Annotated in this window: 13 protein-coding genes and 1 tRNA gene; 9 read left to right on the forward strand and 5 right to left on the reverse strand. The window is 66.4% G+C overall.

Features of this window, described 5'->3' with window-relative positions:
- Positions 1 to 5: 5 nt before the first annotated feature.
- On the reverse strand, positions 6 to 251 hold the full coding sequence (locus IWX64_RS11695; RefSeq protein ID WP_196867303.1) for an RNA-binding S4 domain-containing protein: 246 nt from the start codon (positions 249 to 251) through the stop codon (positions 6 to 8).
- Positions 252 to 341: 90 nt separating this feature from the next.
- Here IWX64_RS11695 and IWX64_RS11700 point away from each other — a divergent pair, with 90 nt between their 5' ends.
- The 3 genes from IWX64_RS11700 (at position 342) to IWX64_RS11710 (ending at position 3,836) form a co-directional block, all read left to right on the forward strand.
- Positions 342 to 1,310 carry a DMT family transporter gene (locus IWX64_RS11700; protein ID WP_196867304.1) on the forward strand — a complete coding sequence of 323 codons (969 nt, stop codon included), beginning with the start codon at positions 342 to 344 and terminating at the stop codon, positions 1,308 to 1,310.
- Positions 1,311 to 1,509: 199 nt separating this feature from the next.
- A complete protein-coding gene (locus tag IWX64_RS11705; protein ID WP_196867305.1) occupies positions 1,510 to 2,898 on the forward strand; it encodes a glycine--tRNA ligase in 1,389 nt (462 codons plus the stop codon).
- Positions 2,898 to 3,836: a GNAT family N-acetyltransferase gene (locus IWX64_RS11710; protein ID WP_196867306.1), complete on the forward strand. Its 939-nt coding sequence runs from the start codon at positions 2,898 to 2,900 to the stop codon at positions 3,834 to 3,836. Before IWX64_RS11705 ends, IWX64_RS11710 begins: the two co-directional genes overlap by 1 nt.
- A gap of 9 nt (positions 3,837 to 3,845) precedes the next feature.
- On the opposite strand, the gene IWX64_RS11715 is transcribed toward IWX64_RS11710, so the two are convergent.
- Genes IWX64_RS11715 through IWX64_RS11725 form a run of 3 tightly spaced genes read right to left on the reverse strand, consistent with a single transcriptional unit; the run spans position 3,846 to position 6,315 of the window.
- Positions 3,846 to 4,685 carry a lysophospholipid acyltransferase family protein gene (locus tag IWX64_RS11715; RefSeq protein ID WP_196867307.1) on the reverse strand — a complete coding sequence of 280 codons (840 nt, stop codon included), beginning with the start codon at positions 4,683 to 4,685 and terminating at the stop codon, positions 3,846 to 3,848.
- The gene (locus IWX64_RS11720; protein ID WP_442859052.1) at positions 4,682 to 5,515 is read right to left on the reverse strand and encodes a DUF1295 domain-containing protein; all 834 of its coding nucleotides are present in this window, start codon (positions 5,513 to 5,515) and stop codon (positions 4,682 to 4,684) included. Before IWX64_RS11720 ends, IWX64_RS11715 begins: the two co-directional genes overlap by 4 nt.
- A 47-nt stretch (positions 5,516 to 5,562) precedes the next feature.
- The gene (locus IWX64_RS11725; RefSeq protein WP_196867308.1) at positions 5,563 to 6,315 is read right to left on the reverse strand and encodes a dienelactone hydrolase family protein; all 753 of its coding nucleotides are present in this window, start codon (positions 6,313 to 6,315) and stop codon (positions 5,563 to 5,565) included.
- 195 nt (positions 6,316 to 6,510) lie between these two features.
- Here IWX64_RS11725 and IWX64_RS11730 point away from each other — a divergent pair, with 195 nt between their 5' ends.
- From IWX64_RS11730 to IWX64_RS11755, 6 genes are all read left to right on the forward strand, one after another.
- Positions 6,511 to 7,806: a YibE/F family protein gene (locus IWX64_RS11730; RefSeq protein WP_334683269.1), complete on the forward strand. Its 1,296-nt coding sequence runs from the start codon at positions 6,511 to 6,513 to the stop codon at positions 7,804 to 7,806.
- A gap of 84 nt (positions 7,807 to 7,890) precedes the next feature.
- Positions 7,891 to 9,087: a tRNA dihydrouridine synthase DusB gene (dusB, locus tag IWX64_RS11735; protein WP_196867332.1), complete on the forward strand. Its 1,197-nt coding sequence runs from the start codon at positions 7,891 to 7,893 to the stop codon at positions 9,085 to 9,087.
- Between the two features lie 7 nt (positions 9,088 to 9,094).
- Complete coding sequence (locus tag IWX64_RS11740; protein WP_196867331.1) at positions 9,095 to 10,378, forward strand: deoxyguanosinetriphosphate triphosphohydrolase; 1,284 nt, start codon at positions 9,095 to 9,097, stop codon at positions 10,376 to 10,378.
- A gap of 107 nt (positions 10,379 to 10,485) precedes the next feature.
- The gene (gene dnaG / locus IWX64_RS11745; RefSeq protein ID WP_196867309.1) at positions 10,486 to 12,435 is read left to right on the forward strand and encodes a DNA primase; all 1,950 of its coding nucleotides are present in this window, start codon (positions 10,486 to 10,488) and stop codon (positions 12,433 to 12,435) included.
- 55 nt (positions 12,436 to 12,490) lie between these two features.
- Positions 12,491 to 12,566: transfer RNA gene (locus tag IWX64_RS11750), tRNA-Asn, on the forward strand.
- Positions 12,567 to 12,653: 87 nt separating this feature from the next.
- On the forward strand, positions 12,654 to 14,123 hold the full coding sequence (locus IWX64_RS11755; RefSeq protein ID WP_196867310.1) for an SDR family oxidoreductase: 1,470 nt from the start codon (positions 12,654 to 12,656) through the stop codon (positions 14,121 to 14,123).
- 67 nt (positions 14,124 to 14,190) lie between these two features.
- Here IWX64_RS11755 and IWX64_RS11760 read toward each other — a convergent pair whose 3' ends face one another.
- Complete coding sequence (locus IWX64_RS11760; protein ID WP_196867311.1) at positions 14,191 to 15,411, reverse strand: multidrug effflux MFS transporter; 1,221 nt, start codon at positions 15,409 to 15,411, stop codon at positions 14,191 to 14,193.
- Positions 15,412 to 15,609: the final 198 nt, after the last annotated feature.

The raw sequence follows: 15,609 nt of genomic DNA on the forward strand, positions 1-15,609 counted from the left end.
TGGTCTCAGCCGCTGGTGATTCTCACCGAGACACCGTTGACGGTCACCACGTCGCCGGGGTGCAGCTGGGCGCCACGGCGCTCCTCGATCGCCCCGTTGACCTTCACCAGGCCATGATCGATGAGTTCCTTGGCCTGCGTACCGTCCTCAGCGAGGTTTGCCAGCTTCAGGAGTTGGCCCAACCGGATCATGTCATCCGAGATCTGGATGGTGTCAGCGGCGGTGGGGTCGACGTCGTGGGATTTGCTCATTGAACCATTCTGCCTTGCCGGGCATCTTGCTGCTGGCCAGCGACCGCAGGCGCATCAGGTGGGCCAGCCACGCTGCCATAGGATCAGTAGGTGTCACACCACCCCCGGCTTCCCCTCGTCCCTGGCCTGCTTCTCGCCGTCGGGGCTGGCGTAGCCATCCCCCTGCAGGGCAGGATCAACGGCGCCCTCGGGACCCAGCTGGCCGACGGGGCGGCGGCAGCGCTGGTCAGTTTCAGTACGGGGCTCGTCCTGATGGTGGTCATCACCTGTGCGCTACCCCGGGGCAGGGCCGGTTTCCGTCAGATCGCTCCGGCGGTGCGGGAACGACGGTTCCCGCCCATCTACCTCGCCGCAGGCACCGTCGGTGCCTTCTTTGTCTTCTCCCAGTCCCTGACCATCGGCGTCCTGGGTGTGGCGTTGTTCACTGTCGCGGCGGTGATGGGCCAGACGCTCAGCGGCCTGCTCGCTGACCGGGCTGGCATTGGCCCGGCCGGCAAGCGGCCGCTGACGCTCATGCGGCTGATCGGTACCGCGCTAGCCGTCGCCTCGGTGGTGTGGGCAGTATCTCCCCGTTTTGGTGCTTCCGGTGACGTGCAGTCCTGGCTGATTCCGGTTCTGCTCCCGGTTGCCGCAGGGTTTCTCATCAGCTTCCAGCAGGCCATGAACGGCACCGCGGCCGTCCATTACGGGACTCCGATCACCGCCACCCTCCTGAATTTTGTCTCGGGCACGTCGGTACTGCTGGTCGCCTGGCTGATCAAGGTTCTGGTCGCCGGGCCGGGGGAGGCACTGCCCACCGAGTGGTGGTACTACCTGGGCGGCCCGCTCGGGTGTATCTTCATCGGGCTCGGCGCGGTCCTAGTCCGGAGCCTCGGCGTGCTCCTGACCGGGTTGGGAATGATCGCTGGACAACTGGTCGGATCGCTCGTCCTCGACCTCGTGTTCCCGACTTCGGGAACCGTGGTGGAAGTGGCCACGGTGGCCGGGCCCCTCCTGACCCTCGTCGCCATTGTGCTGACCACGCTGCCGTGGCCCCGGCGCGCGCTGCGCTTCCGCTGACCGCGGACCTCGCCCGGCGGCTCGTGAATCTGTGTCGGGACGCCACTGAACCCTGCGCCGGGACGCCGTCCCGACCACCTCGGTAGGCTAGGGTTGAACCTTCGATTCGTGCAGGCCGCAGCCCATTCCTGGGCCGTCTCAGACCTGCCGGGCACCACCACGGACCGCACCCAGCGGCCTGTAGAAATGGAGAACCACCTTGGCCAAGAACCAGTCCGCACTCGACCCCATCATTTCCCTGGCGAAACGCCGCGGATTCGTCTTCCAGGCGGGGGAAATCTACGGCGGATCACGGTCGGCCTGGGATTATGGTCCGCTCGGCGCGGAACTGAAGGAAAACATCAAGCGCCAGTGGTGGCAGTCGGTGGTCCGTGGCCGCGACGACGTCGTCGGCCTCGACTCCTCGGTGATCCTGCCCCGTAAGGTGTGGGAGGCCTCCGGCCACGTGGACGTGTTCAGCGACCCCCTGGTGGAGTGCCTGAGCTGCCACAAACGGTTCCGTGCCGACCACCTCGAGGAAGAGTACGAGGAGAAGAAGGGCCGGGCCCCCGAGAACGGCCTCAAGGACATTGCCTGCGCCAACTGCGGCACCCGCGGCGAGTGGACCGAACCGCAGGAGTTCTCCGGTCTGCTGAAAACCTTCCTGGGCCCCGTCGCGAACGAGGAGGGGATGCACTACCTGCGCCCCGAAACCGCGCAGGGCATCTTTGTGAACTTCAACAATGTCCTCAACACGTCCCGGAAGAAGCCGCCGTTCGGCATCGGCCAGATCGGCAAGAGCTTCCGCAACGAGATCACGCCGGGCAACTTCATCTTCCGCACCCGTGAGTTTGAGCAGATGGAGATGGAATTCTTCGTCGAACCAGGCACCGACGACGAGTGGCACGAGTACTGGATCAAGAACCGCCTCGACTGGTACACCGATCTGGGCATCAACGAGGACAACCTGCGCCTGTTCGTCCACCCGCTGGAGAAGCTCAGCCACTACTCCAAGGGCACCACCGACATCGAATACCGGTTCGGCTTCCAGGGCTCCGAGTGGGGCGAGCTGGAAGGAATAGCGAACCGCACCGACTTCGACCTCTCCACCCACTCGAAGCACTCGGGCACCGACCTGAGCTACTTCAACCAGGGCACCAACGAGCGGTACACGCCGTACGTGATCGAGCCGGCCGCGGGACTGACCCGGTCCTTCATGGCGTTCCTGGTGGACGCCTACACCGAGGATGAGGCACCCAACTCCAAGGGCGGCGTCGACAAGCGCACCGTCCTGAAGCTGGACCCGCGCCTCGCCCCGGTCAAGGCCGCCGTCCTGCCGCTGAGCCGCAACGAGGACCTGTCACCGAAGGCCAAGGATCTGGCGGCGCAGTTGCGCAGGAACTGGAACATCGACTTCGACGACGCCGGCGCCATTGGCCGCCGCTACCGCCGTCAGGATGAGATCGGCACCCCGTTCTGCATCACCGTCGACTTCGACACCCTCGATGACCAGGCCGTCACCATCCGCGAACGCGACACGATGGCCCAGGAACGCGTGTCACTTGACCAGGTTCAGGGTTACCTCGCCGCACGGCTGATCGGCTCCTGATGGCACTGAACTACCGTGAGTGGCGCGAAGGAGACGACCTGGAGCTCATCCAGCTCTGGGGCGGACCCGAGAACGCGCAGGTGGAACAGGCCAGAGCGCTGTTCCGGCCCTCCTCCAACACCCCGTGGCTGCGCTGCATCGTTGCCGAGGACACCGTGGGCACCGGCTCAGTGGGCAGCGACGCGGGGGTCCCCGTCGCCGCTGCGTACGTCTTCGAACCGAAGCTGCACAACCAGCGCCTGTGGGCGTACGTCGAGGTGGCAGCCGACCACCGGCGCGCCGGTGTCGGGTCCACCCTGCTGGCGATGCTGCGAAATGAGGCGTCCGGCTCGCCGTCGGGCGCCACCGCGCTGCGGGCGAAGGTGATTCCCGGGTCCACCGGCGGTGACTTCGCCCTCGCGTCGGGGCTGGCACCGATCCAGCGCTCCCGCATCGTCCGGGTGGAACCCGGTGCGTTGGCGCTTCCGGTCTTCGAGGACAACGGTGGCCCGCAGCTGGATGAAGCGGCGACCGGGTCGGTGGAACTGACCACCGCCGTCGCCGCCTGGTACAACGCGGTGCACGCCTGGGATCCTGCGGACATGACCCTGGGACAGGCCCAGCAGTACCTGCTCGCCGACACCACCGGCGCCGGGGGAGCAGTGGTCCTCAGGGACAAGCCGCAGGCCGACGGCGGCAGGATCGCCGCGTTTGCCATCAGCTACACCCAGACCCGGACCGACGACCCCGCCGATGTCCTCGTGGGGTACGACCCGACGCTGGCCCCCGCGGAGCAGGAAGCCGCAGTGGCTTCCCTGCTGGCGATGCTGGTGCACCAATTCCCGGTGCTCGTCGAGGTGGACGATTCGATGACCGCACTGGTCAACGTGATCGACCCACTCCTGGCGATGGGGACCGCGAGCGTGAGCGCACCCGAAACGCTGGTCGTCAGCGACTAGCGGGGGAAGCTACTGGCGCTCGTGGCGGCCGGTCGCCCGGTCGTGGGCGTCGGCCGCGATGCGGTCCTCTTCGGTCATGGCGCCTCCGCCCAGGTGGGCCGGGTGCCACCAGGCGCCGGGCTCGGGGACCAGCGGGAAGCCGGCGATGCCGCGGTCAATGCCGTCCTGGAGTTCGGCTCGCAGCTGCTCGGTTTCGATGACGACGTCGGTATCGGCGCCGTGCCGGATCGGTTTGCTGACGTGGACCCGGACCGGTGCGCGGAAGACGGTCTTCAGCGACAGTTTCTGGCCCCGGCTCATCAGGCGGTGGGACCCCCACACCGAGATCGGGATAATGGGCACCCCGGCTTCGGCAGCGAGGCGTACCGCGCCGGTCTTCAGTTCCCGGACGGTGTAGCTGCGGCTGACGCCCGCCTCGGGCAGGATTGCCACATATTCGCCGGCCTTCAGCTTCTCAAGCGCACCCTGGTAGGCCGCACTGCCGGCACTGCGGTCGACGATCACGTGACCGGCTGCGCGGATGGCGGGGCCGGCAAACCAGTGCGACCCGGCGCCCTTGGTGACGAGGAACCGCATCTGGGCGCGGGCATGCCGCCAGAGCACCAGTTCCGCGAACGCGAAGTCGAGGTACCCGAAGTGGGTGACGGCGACGACCGCACCCTGCCCCGGTACCGGACGTCGTGACTTGCCATTCAGTGGTCCGCGCGGCAGGAGGTTCTCCTCGCCGGTGACAATCACCCGGATCCGGAAAACGAACTGCAGCGTCTGCCCGGTGTGCACGATCATCCGGTAGAAGCGGTCATTGGGCTGGGGCTGCCAGCGCCCGATCTTCTCAGTGAGTCGACTCATGATGATGCACCTCGTCCGGGTTTGGGTGGAAGGGGAAAGAAACCGCTGGTGTTCTCGATGTACTCCCGGTACCCGGGACGGCTGCTGAGCCGTTTTTCGGTCAGGGGTTTGCCGGTCTTGTTGGACAGGGTCCAGAACATCAGGGCGGGGGAGAGGATTGTCAGCACGCCGGGCCACGAGTCGGCGGCCACCAGGAACAGTCCCACCCAGACGGCGGCGTCCCCGAAATAGTTCGGGTGGCGGGTGTAGCGCCAGAGGCCCCTGTCCATCACCGTGCCCTTGTTCGCCGGGTTACCCCGGAACGCTGCCATCTGGTAGTCGCCGACGGTTTCGAAGAAGAAACCGACCAGCCAGATCACCGCTCCCACCCAGGCCAGCCAGCCCAGCGGCCCGGTCGAATACATGGCCACCTGGATGGGCAGGGAGACGAAGAGCATTACGATGCCCTGCGTCAGATAGATCTTTCGCAGCGCGTAGGCGTTACGGGATCCCGGCGCATCACTGAGCATGTCCTCGTAGCGTGGGTCTTCGGCACCGTCGCGGGCACGCCAGCCGATGAATCCGGCCAGGCGCAACCCCCAGGCAGCGGTGAGGATGAGCATCAGCGCGCGGCGGCCGTCGTCGCCCGCTGACGCTCCCGACACGTCGGCCGACGTGATGAAGGTGATGACCGCAATCACCACAAAGCCGAGCCCCCACGCCGTATCGATCACCGAGTGGCGCTTCTGGACCTGTGCCAGGGCGAAGGTCGCGGCCAGCAGCACGACGACGCCGAGCGTCGCCCAGCCGAAGCCGGCAGCAAAGCTGAGGAACGGGAATTCAGGCATCATTCACCTTTGATGGATGGAGTGGGACGGGCCGGTCAGACAGTCATGGCCTAGACCGTGATGGATAGGGGTTGGTCGCTGGCCAGCAGGTCCCGGGCAGGGAGGGTGCCGGCCGGTGGTACTGACGCGCCCGTGTCCTCCATGAAGGTTTTCAGCACAAAGGAGGCGGTGAGCTCGTGCCACAGCCGGGCCTTCGTGACCATGAAATGTCCGGCCTGAGTGACCGTGACATAGTGCAGCTCCTTGGCCAGCCCCCGCGCCCGCTGGGCGTACCGGTACGACTGCCGCTGGGAGGTCCACCGGTCCTGGTCGCCGTGCAGGATCAGCACGCGCCTGCCGTCGACGGGATCCTCGGGGGTGGTGTCGCTGAGCCAGGGGGCGAGGGACACCACGGCGCGCACCTGTGGATCATCGGCGACGCAGAGGGCAACCAGTCCGCCCATCGAATGGCCGACCAGATAGATGGGCACCCCCGGATGGCGGTCACGGATCGCGGCCAGAGCCCAACGGGCATCGTGCAGGGGTGACATTTCCTGGCCGTTCCATCCCCTGACGCTGTTCCGCAGGGACCACACTTCCAGGCCGTGGCGCTTGCCGCGGCGATGGATCAGGGCGGCGAAAGGGATCATCCGCACGGGACTCAGATGGCGGGTGCGTACCGGCTCGAAGCTGTTCGCCCGACCGCCATGCAACACCAGCGCGACGCCGGTGACCGGGCCGGAGCCCTTGCGGACGGTGATGACCGGGGCATGCGCGACGGTTCCTGCGGGAACCTCGCTTGATTCACTGAACCGTTCTTTCATCTGTCCTTTTCCGCCTACCGCTTGGTCGAACTCATCCTGGTAATAGCTTATGTCCCGAACGGGGTGTGGGGTCCCCGCGTAGAATTCCGGAGGGCACGAAAAGAGTGCACTCTCTTAACACCTTGGACAGCTAGGAACTTCGTGGGCCACAGCCACACTCAGGACACAGGGAATTCGGAGCTGAGCGAGAAAACGATGGGTGCCCGACGGCGGGCGAACCTGCTGCTCTCAGCCATTCTCGTGCCCCTCGGAATCCTGACGGTGATCGGCATGATCCTGCTGTGGCCCAGCGGGGACCGCAGCAACGTCACCATCGCGAATCCCTATGCCACCGCAGACGGCGTCTCCATCGACACGGGGGAGGTCGAACGGATTTCCCTGGAGGACTGTCCGTCCTCCCAACCCACCGTCGACGCCGGCGGGGTTGCGCAGCAATGCCAGGTCGCCTACACGCTGCCGGACGCCGGCGGGGCGGCGGTCCCGGTCGAGGTTTCCCCCGAACTGGCCCGCGCCAACGCGGTGGAGCCCGGAGACCGGATCCGCTTCCTGAACCTGGAGGGGGTCATCCAGGGCGGAAGCGCGCCCTACATTTTCATGGACTTCGTCAGGACCATCCCGATGATCTGGCTCGCCGTCCTCTACGCGGTGGTGGTGGTCGCCGTCGCCCGCTGGCGTGGGCTGCGGGCGATGATCGGCCTGGTCGGCGCCCTGATCGTCCTGGCCCAGTTCATCCTGCCCGGCCTGGTGGAAGGCAAACCGCCGCTGCTGCTGGCACTGGTCGGGTCGGTGGTGATCATGATCGGGGTCCTCTACTTTGCCCATGGCTTCTCCGCCAGGACCTCGACGGCCCTGCTGGGCACCCTGTTCGGCCTGTCCATCACGGCGCTGCTCGCCGCGTGGGCCACCGAATCGATCTACCTGTTCGGGGTGGGGGACGAGAACGCCTACGCGCTGGTCAACGCCTCCGGTGACGTGTCAATCTCCGGGATCATCATGTGCGGGCTGATCATCTCCGGACTGGGAGTCCTCAACGATGTGACTATCACCCAGTCGTCGGCGGTGTGGGAGCTGTATGAGTTGGCCCCCAACACCTCGGCCCGCAGGCTTTTCGCCGGTGCCATGCGGATTGGCCGCGACCATATCGCCTCCACCGTGTACACCATCGCGTTCGCCTACGCGGGGGCGGCGCTGCCGCTGCTGATCCTGGTCTCGCTCTATGAACGCACCGTCCTGGAGAACCTCACCAGCGGGGAGCTCGCGGAGGAGGTGGTCCGCACCCTGGTGGGCTCCATCGGCCTGGTGCTCGCGATTCCTGCCACCACCCTGATCGCCGTCCTGGTGGTCAAGGCGGTGGGAATCACCCGGCAGACGGGGCACGACGACGGCGGGCAGCGACCTGCGGCGCTCGCCGCCGAGAGCGCGGCGGTCCAGCCGGCCAGCGGGAACCCGCCGGCTGATACCCGGAGTGCCCGGCGGGATCGAAGCGGCTGAGGGGCCCGGGCGCGCCGGGACGAACGAAACGCTTCCCGATTTGCCTCAGCTTGCGACAATGGAGAGGTGACTGTTGTATCAACCCTGCCCGGAGTAACCGAGGCGCACGCCCCCGGCTCCCCAGCTGAAACCCGACTCGATCTGCCCCCGCTGCAGCTCGGCAACATTACCGTGAAGACCCCCGTCGTCCTCGCGCCGATGGCCGGGATCACCAACACAGCGTTCCGCCGCCTCTGCCGCGAGTACGGTGGCGGGCTGTACGTCTCCGAAATGGTGACCTCCCGCGCCCTGGTGGAACGGAATCCCGAGTCCCTGCGGATCATCTCGCACGACGACGACGAGGCCGTGCGCTCTGTCCAGCTCTACGGCGTCGACCCGGTCACCGTGGGCGCGGCGGTCAGGATTCTGGTCGAGGAAGACCGGGCCGACCACATCGATCTGAACTTTGGTTGCCCCGTCCCGAAGGTCACCCGGAAGGGTGGCGGTGCGGCACTGCCCTGGAAGCTCGACCTGTTCACCGGCATCGTCCAGACAGCGGTCCGGGAAGCCTCGAAGGGCGACATCCCGCTGACCATCAAGATGCGCAAGGGGATCGACGAGGATCACCTGACCTTCCGCGAGGCGGGGAAGATCGCCCGCGACAGTGGCGTCGCAGCCGTGGCGCTGCACGGTAGGACAGCCTCCCAGTTCTACTCCGGCAAGGCCGACTGGAACGCCATCGCGGAACTCCGTGAGGCGCTCCCGGACATCCCGGTGCTCGGCAACGGCGACATCTGGTCGGCGGAGGACGCCATCCGGATGGTGCGGCAGACCGGCGTCGACGGCGTCGTCATTGGACGCGGCTGCCAGGGCAGGCCGTGGTTGTTCGGAGACCTGATGAACGCCTTCGAGGGGGAGAGCAGCAGGCACCAGCCCGGCCTCGGGCAGGTGGCCGACACCGTCTACCGGCACGCGGAACTGCTGGTCGACACCTTCGGCAACGAGATGATGGCGCTGCGGGATATTCGCAAGCACATGGCCTGGTATTTCAAGGGTTACGTGGTCGGAGGGGAGCTGCGCGCCAAGCTGGCCGCCGTCCCCACCCTCGAGGTGCTGCGCGAACTGCTGGCCGAGCTGGACGCCGGTTCCCCCTACCCGGGAGCCGACGCCGAAGGCCCACGAGGCCGTGCCGGCAGCCCCAAGAAGACCTCCCTGCCGCAGGACTGGCTGACCTCACGGGCACTGAACGACGCGCAGCAGGCGGACATTTCCGCCGCGGAAGTGGATATCTCAGGTGGCTGAGCCCGGCATGAGCTTCCCGAACGCGCCGGTCACCCCCGGCTACACCGACGCCGACATGCAGCGGTGGGTTGACGAACCCGCCAAGAGCACGCACCGGTCCCACTTCGAGCGTGACCGCGCCCGGGTGCTGCACTCCTCCGCGCTCCGGCGCCTCGGCGCGAAGACCCAGGTGGTGGCCCCCGATACCGACGACTTCGTCCGCACCCGCCTGACCCACAGCCTCGAGGTCGCCCAGGTGGGGCGCGAACTGGGCCGCGCGCTGGGTTGCGACCCGGACATTGTCGACGCCGCCTGCCTGGCACACGATCTCGGCCACCCGCCCTTCGGCCACAACGGCGAATCCACGCTGAACGACCTGGCACATGCTGTCGGCGGGTTCGAGGGCAACGCCCAGACCCTGCGCCTGCTCACCCGGCTTGAGCCGAAGGTGATCCGCGCCGACGGTACCCCCGCCGGCCTCAACCTCACCCGCGCCAGCCTCGATGCCGCCGCGAAGTACCCGTGGACCGCCGCCAACGCCCCGGTACGGCACGGGCAGCGCACCTCCAAGTTCGGTGCCTACGAGGACGATCTCCCGGTCTTCGAGTGGCTCCGGCAGGGCGCCCCGGCCGGTCAGTCCTGTCTTGAGGCGCAGGTCATGGACCTGGCCGACGACATCTCCTACTCGGTGCACGACGTCGAGGACGCCATCGTGGCCGGACACTTCCAGCTGAAGCAGATGGACAACTCCGACACGCGTGCCCGGGTGGTCGGCTACACCCAGCAGTGGTACCTCCCGGACAGCGATGCCGCAGCCATCGACGCGGCCCTCACCCGGCTTGAGGCGACCGATACCTGGGTGCGCGACGCGGACGGCAGCAGGCGGTCGATGGCCGCCCTGAAGAACATGACCAGCCAGCTGATCGGCCGGTTCTGCCTGAGCGCCCTCTCGGCCACCCGCGCCATCTACGGCCACAATCCACTCACCCGCTACCACGCGGAAATGGTGGTGCCCGAGGAAACGGAGCTGGAGATTGCCGTCATGAAGGGCCTGGCCACCACGTTTGTGATGACCACCGAACGGCGCCAGCCGGTCTACGAACGCCAGCGGGAGGTACTCAGCTCGCTGGTCGCCCAGATGGCCGCCGCCGGGGACCGGTTCCTGGAACCGACCTTCGCTGCGGACTGGAAGGACGCGCCCGACGACGACGCCCGGCTCCGGGTGGTCATCGACCAGGTGGCGTCCCTTACCGACGCCTCGGCGCTGGCCCTCCACCGGCGCGCCGTTGGACCTGTTCCGTCCCTCTGGTAGCAGCCCCCGCGCTTTCCTGGACCTGGTCCCGCGCTTCGGGCGGGACTGGTCCTGCACAGGTATTGCTGGCGCGCCCGCACCCCATCGCTGACGCATAGACTGTTTTCATGGCCGGACTCATCAAGCGCGAAGACATCGATGAGGTACGCCAACGCACTGACATCAAGGAAATCGTTGACGGCTACGTCACCCTGAAGTCCGCCGGTGTGGGCTCCTACAAGGGCCTGTGTCCCTTCCACGACGAGCGTTCGCCGTCGTTCCACGTCCGTCCGCAGATGGGCTCCTACCACTGTTTCGGCTGCGGTGAGGGCGGCGACGTGATCTCGTTTGTCCAGAAGATGGACCACACCTCGTTCTCCGAAACCGTCGAAAAGCTCGCCTCCCGGATCGGGTTTGAGCTGCGGTATGAGGACGGCGGCACCGGCCCCCGGCGGGAAGATATCGGGCGGCGCCAGCGCATGCTGGACGCCCACAAGATCGCCGCCGAGTTCTACCGCGATCAGCTCCTGACCCAGGGCGCCGCGGCGGGGCGCCGGTTCCTGCAGGACCGGGGATTCGACCGGGCGGCCGCCGAACTGTTCGGGGTGGGCTACGCGCCGCAGGGCTGGGACGGACTGCTGACCCACCTCACCGGCAAGGGCTTCACCCAGGACGAGCTGAAACTTACCGGCATGTTCAGCGTCTCCTCCAACAACGCGGGGCGCATCTACGACAGGTTCCGCGGCCGCCTGATCTGGCCGATCCGTGACATCACCGGCGACACCGTGGGATTCGGGGCCAGGAAGCTCTACGAGGAGGACCAGGGGCCCAAGTACCTCAACACCCCCGAAACCTCGCTCTACCGCAAATCCCAGGTGCTCTACGGCATCGACCTGGCGAAGCGGGAAATCGCCAAGACCCGCCAGCTCGTGGTGGTCGAGGGTTACACCGACGTGATGGCATGCCACCTCGCTGGGGTGGGGACCGCCGTCGCGACCTGCGGCACCGCGTTCGGCGCCGACCACATCAAGATCGCCCGCCGGCTCCTGTCGGACGACGGCTCCGGTGGGGAAGTGGTCTTCACCTTCGACGGCGACGCCGCCGGGCAGAAGGCCGCCCTGCGCGCCTTCGAGGAGGACCAGCGGTTCGTCGCGCAGACCTACGTGGCGGTGGAGCCCAGCGGCGCCGATCCCTGCGAGCTACGGCAGACCAGGGGCGACGACGCCGTCCGTGGCCTGATCTCGTCAAGGCGTCCCCTGTTTGAGTTCGCCATCCAGGCTTCCTTCAGCAACTACGACCTGTCCACCGGCGAGGGGCAGGTCAACGCCCTGCGGCATGCCGCCCCGATTGTCGCGCGGATCCGGGACGTCTCGCTGCGGTCCATCTACACGCGGGAGCTGTCCCGCTGGCTCGGGATGCAGTTCGTCGGCGAGGACCAGGTGGCTCGCGCAGTGGCGTCAGCCGCCCGCAAGGGGACCGGGGTGAGTAGTGGCCCCGGCGGAATGTCGGTTGCGCCGTCCCGCGAGGGCGCAGCGCCGTCGTCGTCGGCCGGATCCAGCAACGGCACCGCCGACGCGCCGAGCGGCGAAGCAGAGGCCCTGCACTTCCCCCGACCGGACCCCAAAGACCCGATTGGCCGGATGGAGCGGGAAGTCCTCGAGGTGGTGCTGCAGTACCCGAACCTTTTGGAACCGGTGCACTGGGAGCGGTTTGCGGAGTCGGGGTTCTCGGAGCGTGTCTACGGGGTGCTGAAGGACGCTGTGCAGGCCGCCGGCGCCGCGGGTGTGGATCCGGCCCAGTGGGTGGAACGGGTCCGGCAGGAGGTCCCTGAGGTGCTGCGCGGGCTGGTCACCGAACTGGCTGTCACCCCGCTGCCGTCGAAAGCCGAGGACGCACTGGCCCTCTACTGCCGTGACATCGTGAACCGGCTCTTCGAGCTGCGCATCACCCGGCTCAAAGCCGAGATGCAGGGGAAACTGCAGCGCGTTGATGCTGCTGCCGACCCCGAGCACTACGTCCAGTTGCAGCGTGACCTGCTGGCGCTGGAGATGCGCCGTCGTCAGCTGCGCTCCGACTGATTCCCGGCCAATTTCACTTACCCGCACTTGGTATGTAAAGTTGTATCTGCTGCTTTCCTCCGTAGCTCAATTGGCAGAGCATTCGACTGTTAATCGAAGGGTTACTGGTTCAAGTCCAGTCGGAGGAGCCACTAAACCCCTTCCCACCAGCTTCGTGCTGGAGGGAAGGGGTTTTTCTTTTGTCGTGAGTCACCAGGTTCGAGGCGTATTCTGGGGAAATGGAACAAGACAGCAAACTGATCTTAGTCACCGGCGCTACCGGGTATATCGGTGGCCGGCTGGTCTCCCGTCTGGTCGCCGAAGGCCACACCGTGCGTGTGCTGGTGCGCTCCCCGCAGAAGCTCAAGGACGTCCCCTGGACCTCTTCGGTGGAAGTGGTGGAGGGCGACCTCGAAGACGAAGAATCGTTGACCAAGGCGTGCGATGGGGTCGACACCCTGTACTACCTGGTCCACTCAATGGGGACCGGGAAAGGCTTTGAGACCAAGGAATCGAACATTGCTTCCCTGGTCTCCCGGGCCGCCACCAAGGCTGGGGTGGTGCGGATGGTCTACCTGGGTGGTTTGCACCCGTCGGATGTGAAACTCTCCACCCACATGCGCTCCCGCGAAGAGGTGGGACGCATCCTGCTGGAATCCGGGACGCCCACCATCGCCTATCAGGCCGGTGTGGTCATCGGTTCCGGGTCCGCGTCATTCGAAATGATCAGGCACCTCTCCGATGTCCTCCCCGTGATGCCAGCACCCAAGTGGGTGCTCAACCGGATCGAGCCCATCGCTGTCCGCGACGTCCTGCACTACCTGATCGGCGCACTCTCCCTGCCCGCCGACCTGAACCGGACCTTCGACATCGGCTCGCGGAACGTGCTGTCCTACGCCGAAATGATGAACCAGTACGCGGTCGAAGCAGGTCTGCCGCGCCGCAAGATCCTCGCCCTGCCGGTGCTGACCCCCCGGCTGGCTGGCCACTGGGTGAACCTGGTCACGCCGATCCCTCGGGTGATGGCGATGCCGCTCATCGAATCGCTCCAGCACGATGCAATCACCGCCGAGCACGATATTGACGACTACCTTCCGGTGCCCGACGGCGGTCTGACCGACTACCGTACCGCGGTGAACCTGGCGCTGGGCAAGGAACGCGGGGGAGAGGTGGAAACCAGCTGGGCAGGAGCATCGCGGCTTGACACTGCGGCCGATCCGCTGCCCACCGACCCGGAATGGGCTGGTCGCACGGTCTTCACCGACGTCCAGGTCTACCAGTCCAAGGCGTCACCCGAACGTCTCTGGAAGGTCATTGAAGGCATCGGCGGAGACAACGGCTGGTACTCCCTTCCCGTCGCCTGGGCTGCCCGTGGCTGGATGGACAAGCTGGTGGGCGGCGTCGGGCTTCGCCGCGGCCGGCGCCACAACGATCAGCTGCTGACCGGCGACCCATTGGACTTCTGGCGGGTCGAGGAAATCGTCAGAGGTGAGCGTCTGCGCCTGCGCGCGGAGATGAGGCTCCCGGGCCGTGCCTGGCTGGAGATGTCAGTGCGCCCCGATGGCACCGGCAGCGAATACACCCAGCGCGCGGTGTTCTTCCCGAGGGGTCTTGCGGGCCGGCTGTACTGGCTGGGTGTGCTCCCGTTCCACGGCACCATCTTCAAGTCGATGGCCCGGAACATCTCCAGCAAGGCCGAACGGAGCTAACCGCGGTCTACCCCTGCGCCGCCTGGCGCAGGGGTAGCGGTCGCAAGACCAGTCGCTGCTGTTGGAGTTACTGCAGCGCAGGGACGGTGCGCGGCCTGACCACGGTCCACAGGAACACCACTGCAGCACCGATGCAGACCGCCATCACGGAACCCATTGTGGTGGCTGAGACGCCGAGCAGACCGACCACTGGAGAGATCGCACCCGCCAGACCGAACGTGACGGCGCCCAGGAGCGATGCTGCAGTTCCGGCCTGGGCACCGTGGTTGGCCAGCGCCAGTACCTGCACGCAGGGGAATGTGAACCCTGCCGACATGATGTAGAACCACAGCGGCACCATGATGCCCCACAAACCGAACCCCAGCTGGGCGAACAGCACGATGAGCAGCGACATCAGCAGCATCGACGCGGTCGAGTACACCATCACCCACTGGGGGCCGATCCGCCGCAGGATCCGTGCACTGATCTGCACGCCCGCGACAATGCCGAGCGAATTCACCGCGAAAAGCAGCCCGTACTGCTGCTCGCTGAAGTTGTAGGTGCCCTGGAACAGGAACGGCGACGCCGACAGGTACGAAAACAGTCCCGAGAAGTTCATTCCGCCCACCAGCAGGACACCAATGAAGATCCGGTCGGTGAGCACCGCACGATAACGCTGCAGAGCGGTGGCACCTGAATTGCCCCGCCGGTCCGCGGGCAGGGTTTCGATGAGGAACACCGACGCACCGATGATCACCAGCACCCCGTAGCCTGCGAGGAACCAGAAAATCCCCGGCCAGGGCATGACGAGCAGCAGCGACGACCCGATCACCGGAGCAAAGATGGGCGCCAACCCGTTAACGAGCGCCATGTAGGAGAGCATTCTCACCAGCGGGTACCCGCTGAACAGATCGCGAAGCATGGCCATGGCGACGACGCCGCCTCCGGCCGCTCCTATGCCCTGCAACACCCGGAAGACCATCAGCATCGTGATGTCGGTTGCCATCGCGGCACCCAGCGAGGCGAGGATATGGACGCTTGTCGCCAGAATCAGCGGTACCCGTCGTCCCACCTTGTCACTGAGCGGGCCGACAATCAGCTGCCCCACGGCGAACCCGACGATCGTGCCGGTCAAGGTCAGCTGCACCGCCGCCTCGGTGACACCGAGATCGCTCTGCAGGGACGGAAACGCTGGCAGGTACAGGTCGATGGTGAAAGGGCCCAGGGCGGTGAGGGAGCCGAGAATCACTACATAGATCAGTTTTTGGCGCCGGGTCAGGGAATCTCCGGGGTGGGTCACGGTGCTCAACTGGTGCCTATCCGACCAAGGTCTTACCTTGCGTCACGGGTGGCCGGGGGGCCTCAAAGGATGGTGGTGGGGGACTGCCGCTGGGATGGCACGCTGAATCTCATCCGAAAAAAGAGGGGGAGGGACAACGGACCACGGTGTCGCCTGTACCATCTTAGGCGCGAACGCCCACGAGCTGTCACTACCCTGTCACTAAGG

The sequence above is a fragment of the Arthrobacter sp. CAN_A212 genome (assembly GCF_015752345.1).
In the GTDB taxonomy this organism is placed as follows: Bacteria; Actinomycetota; Actinomycetes; order Actinomycetales; family Micrococcaceae; genus Arthrobacter_D.

Excerpts from the sequence above, each read along its gene's own strand:
- IWX64_RS11730 (WP_334683269.1), top strand. The coding sequence starts at position 6,511 with ATGGGTGCCCGACGGCGGGCGAACCTGCTGCTCTCAGCCATTCTCGTG.
- IWX64_RS11720 (WP_442859052.1), bottom strand. The coding sequence starts at position 5,515 with ATGATGCCTGAATTCCCGTTCCTCAGCTTTGCTGCCGGCTTCGGCTGG.
- IWX64_RS11715 (WP_196867307.1), bottom strand. The coding sequence starts at position 4,685 with ATGAGTCGACTCACTGAGAAGATCGGGCGCTGGCAGCCCCAGCCCAAT.
- IWX64_RS11695 (WP_196867303.1), bottom strand. The coding sequence starts at position 251 with ATGAGCAAATCCCACGACGTCGACCCCACCGCCGCTGACACCATCCAG.
- IWX64_RS11710 (WP_196867306.1), top strand. The coding sequence starts at position 2,898 with ATGGCACTGAACTACCGTGAGTGGCGCGAAGGAGACGACCTGGAGCTC.
- IWX64_RS11740 (WP_196867331.1), top strand. The coding sequence starts at position 9,095 with ATGAGCTTCCCGAACGCGCCGGTCACCCCCGGCTACACCGACGCCGAC.
- IWX64_RS11755 (WP_196867310.1), top strand. The coding sequence starts at position 12,654 with ATGGAACAAGACAGCAAACTGATCTTAGTCACCGGCGCTACCGGGTAT.
- IWX64_RS11725 (WP_196867308.1), bottom strand. The coding sequence starts at position 6,315 with ATGAAAGAACGGTTCAGTGAATCAAGCGAGGTTCCCGCAGGAACCGTC.
- dnaG (WP_196867309.1), top strand. The coding sequence starts at position 10,486 with ATGGCCGGACTCATCAAGCGCGAAGACATCGATGAGGTACGCCAACGC.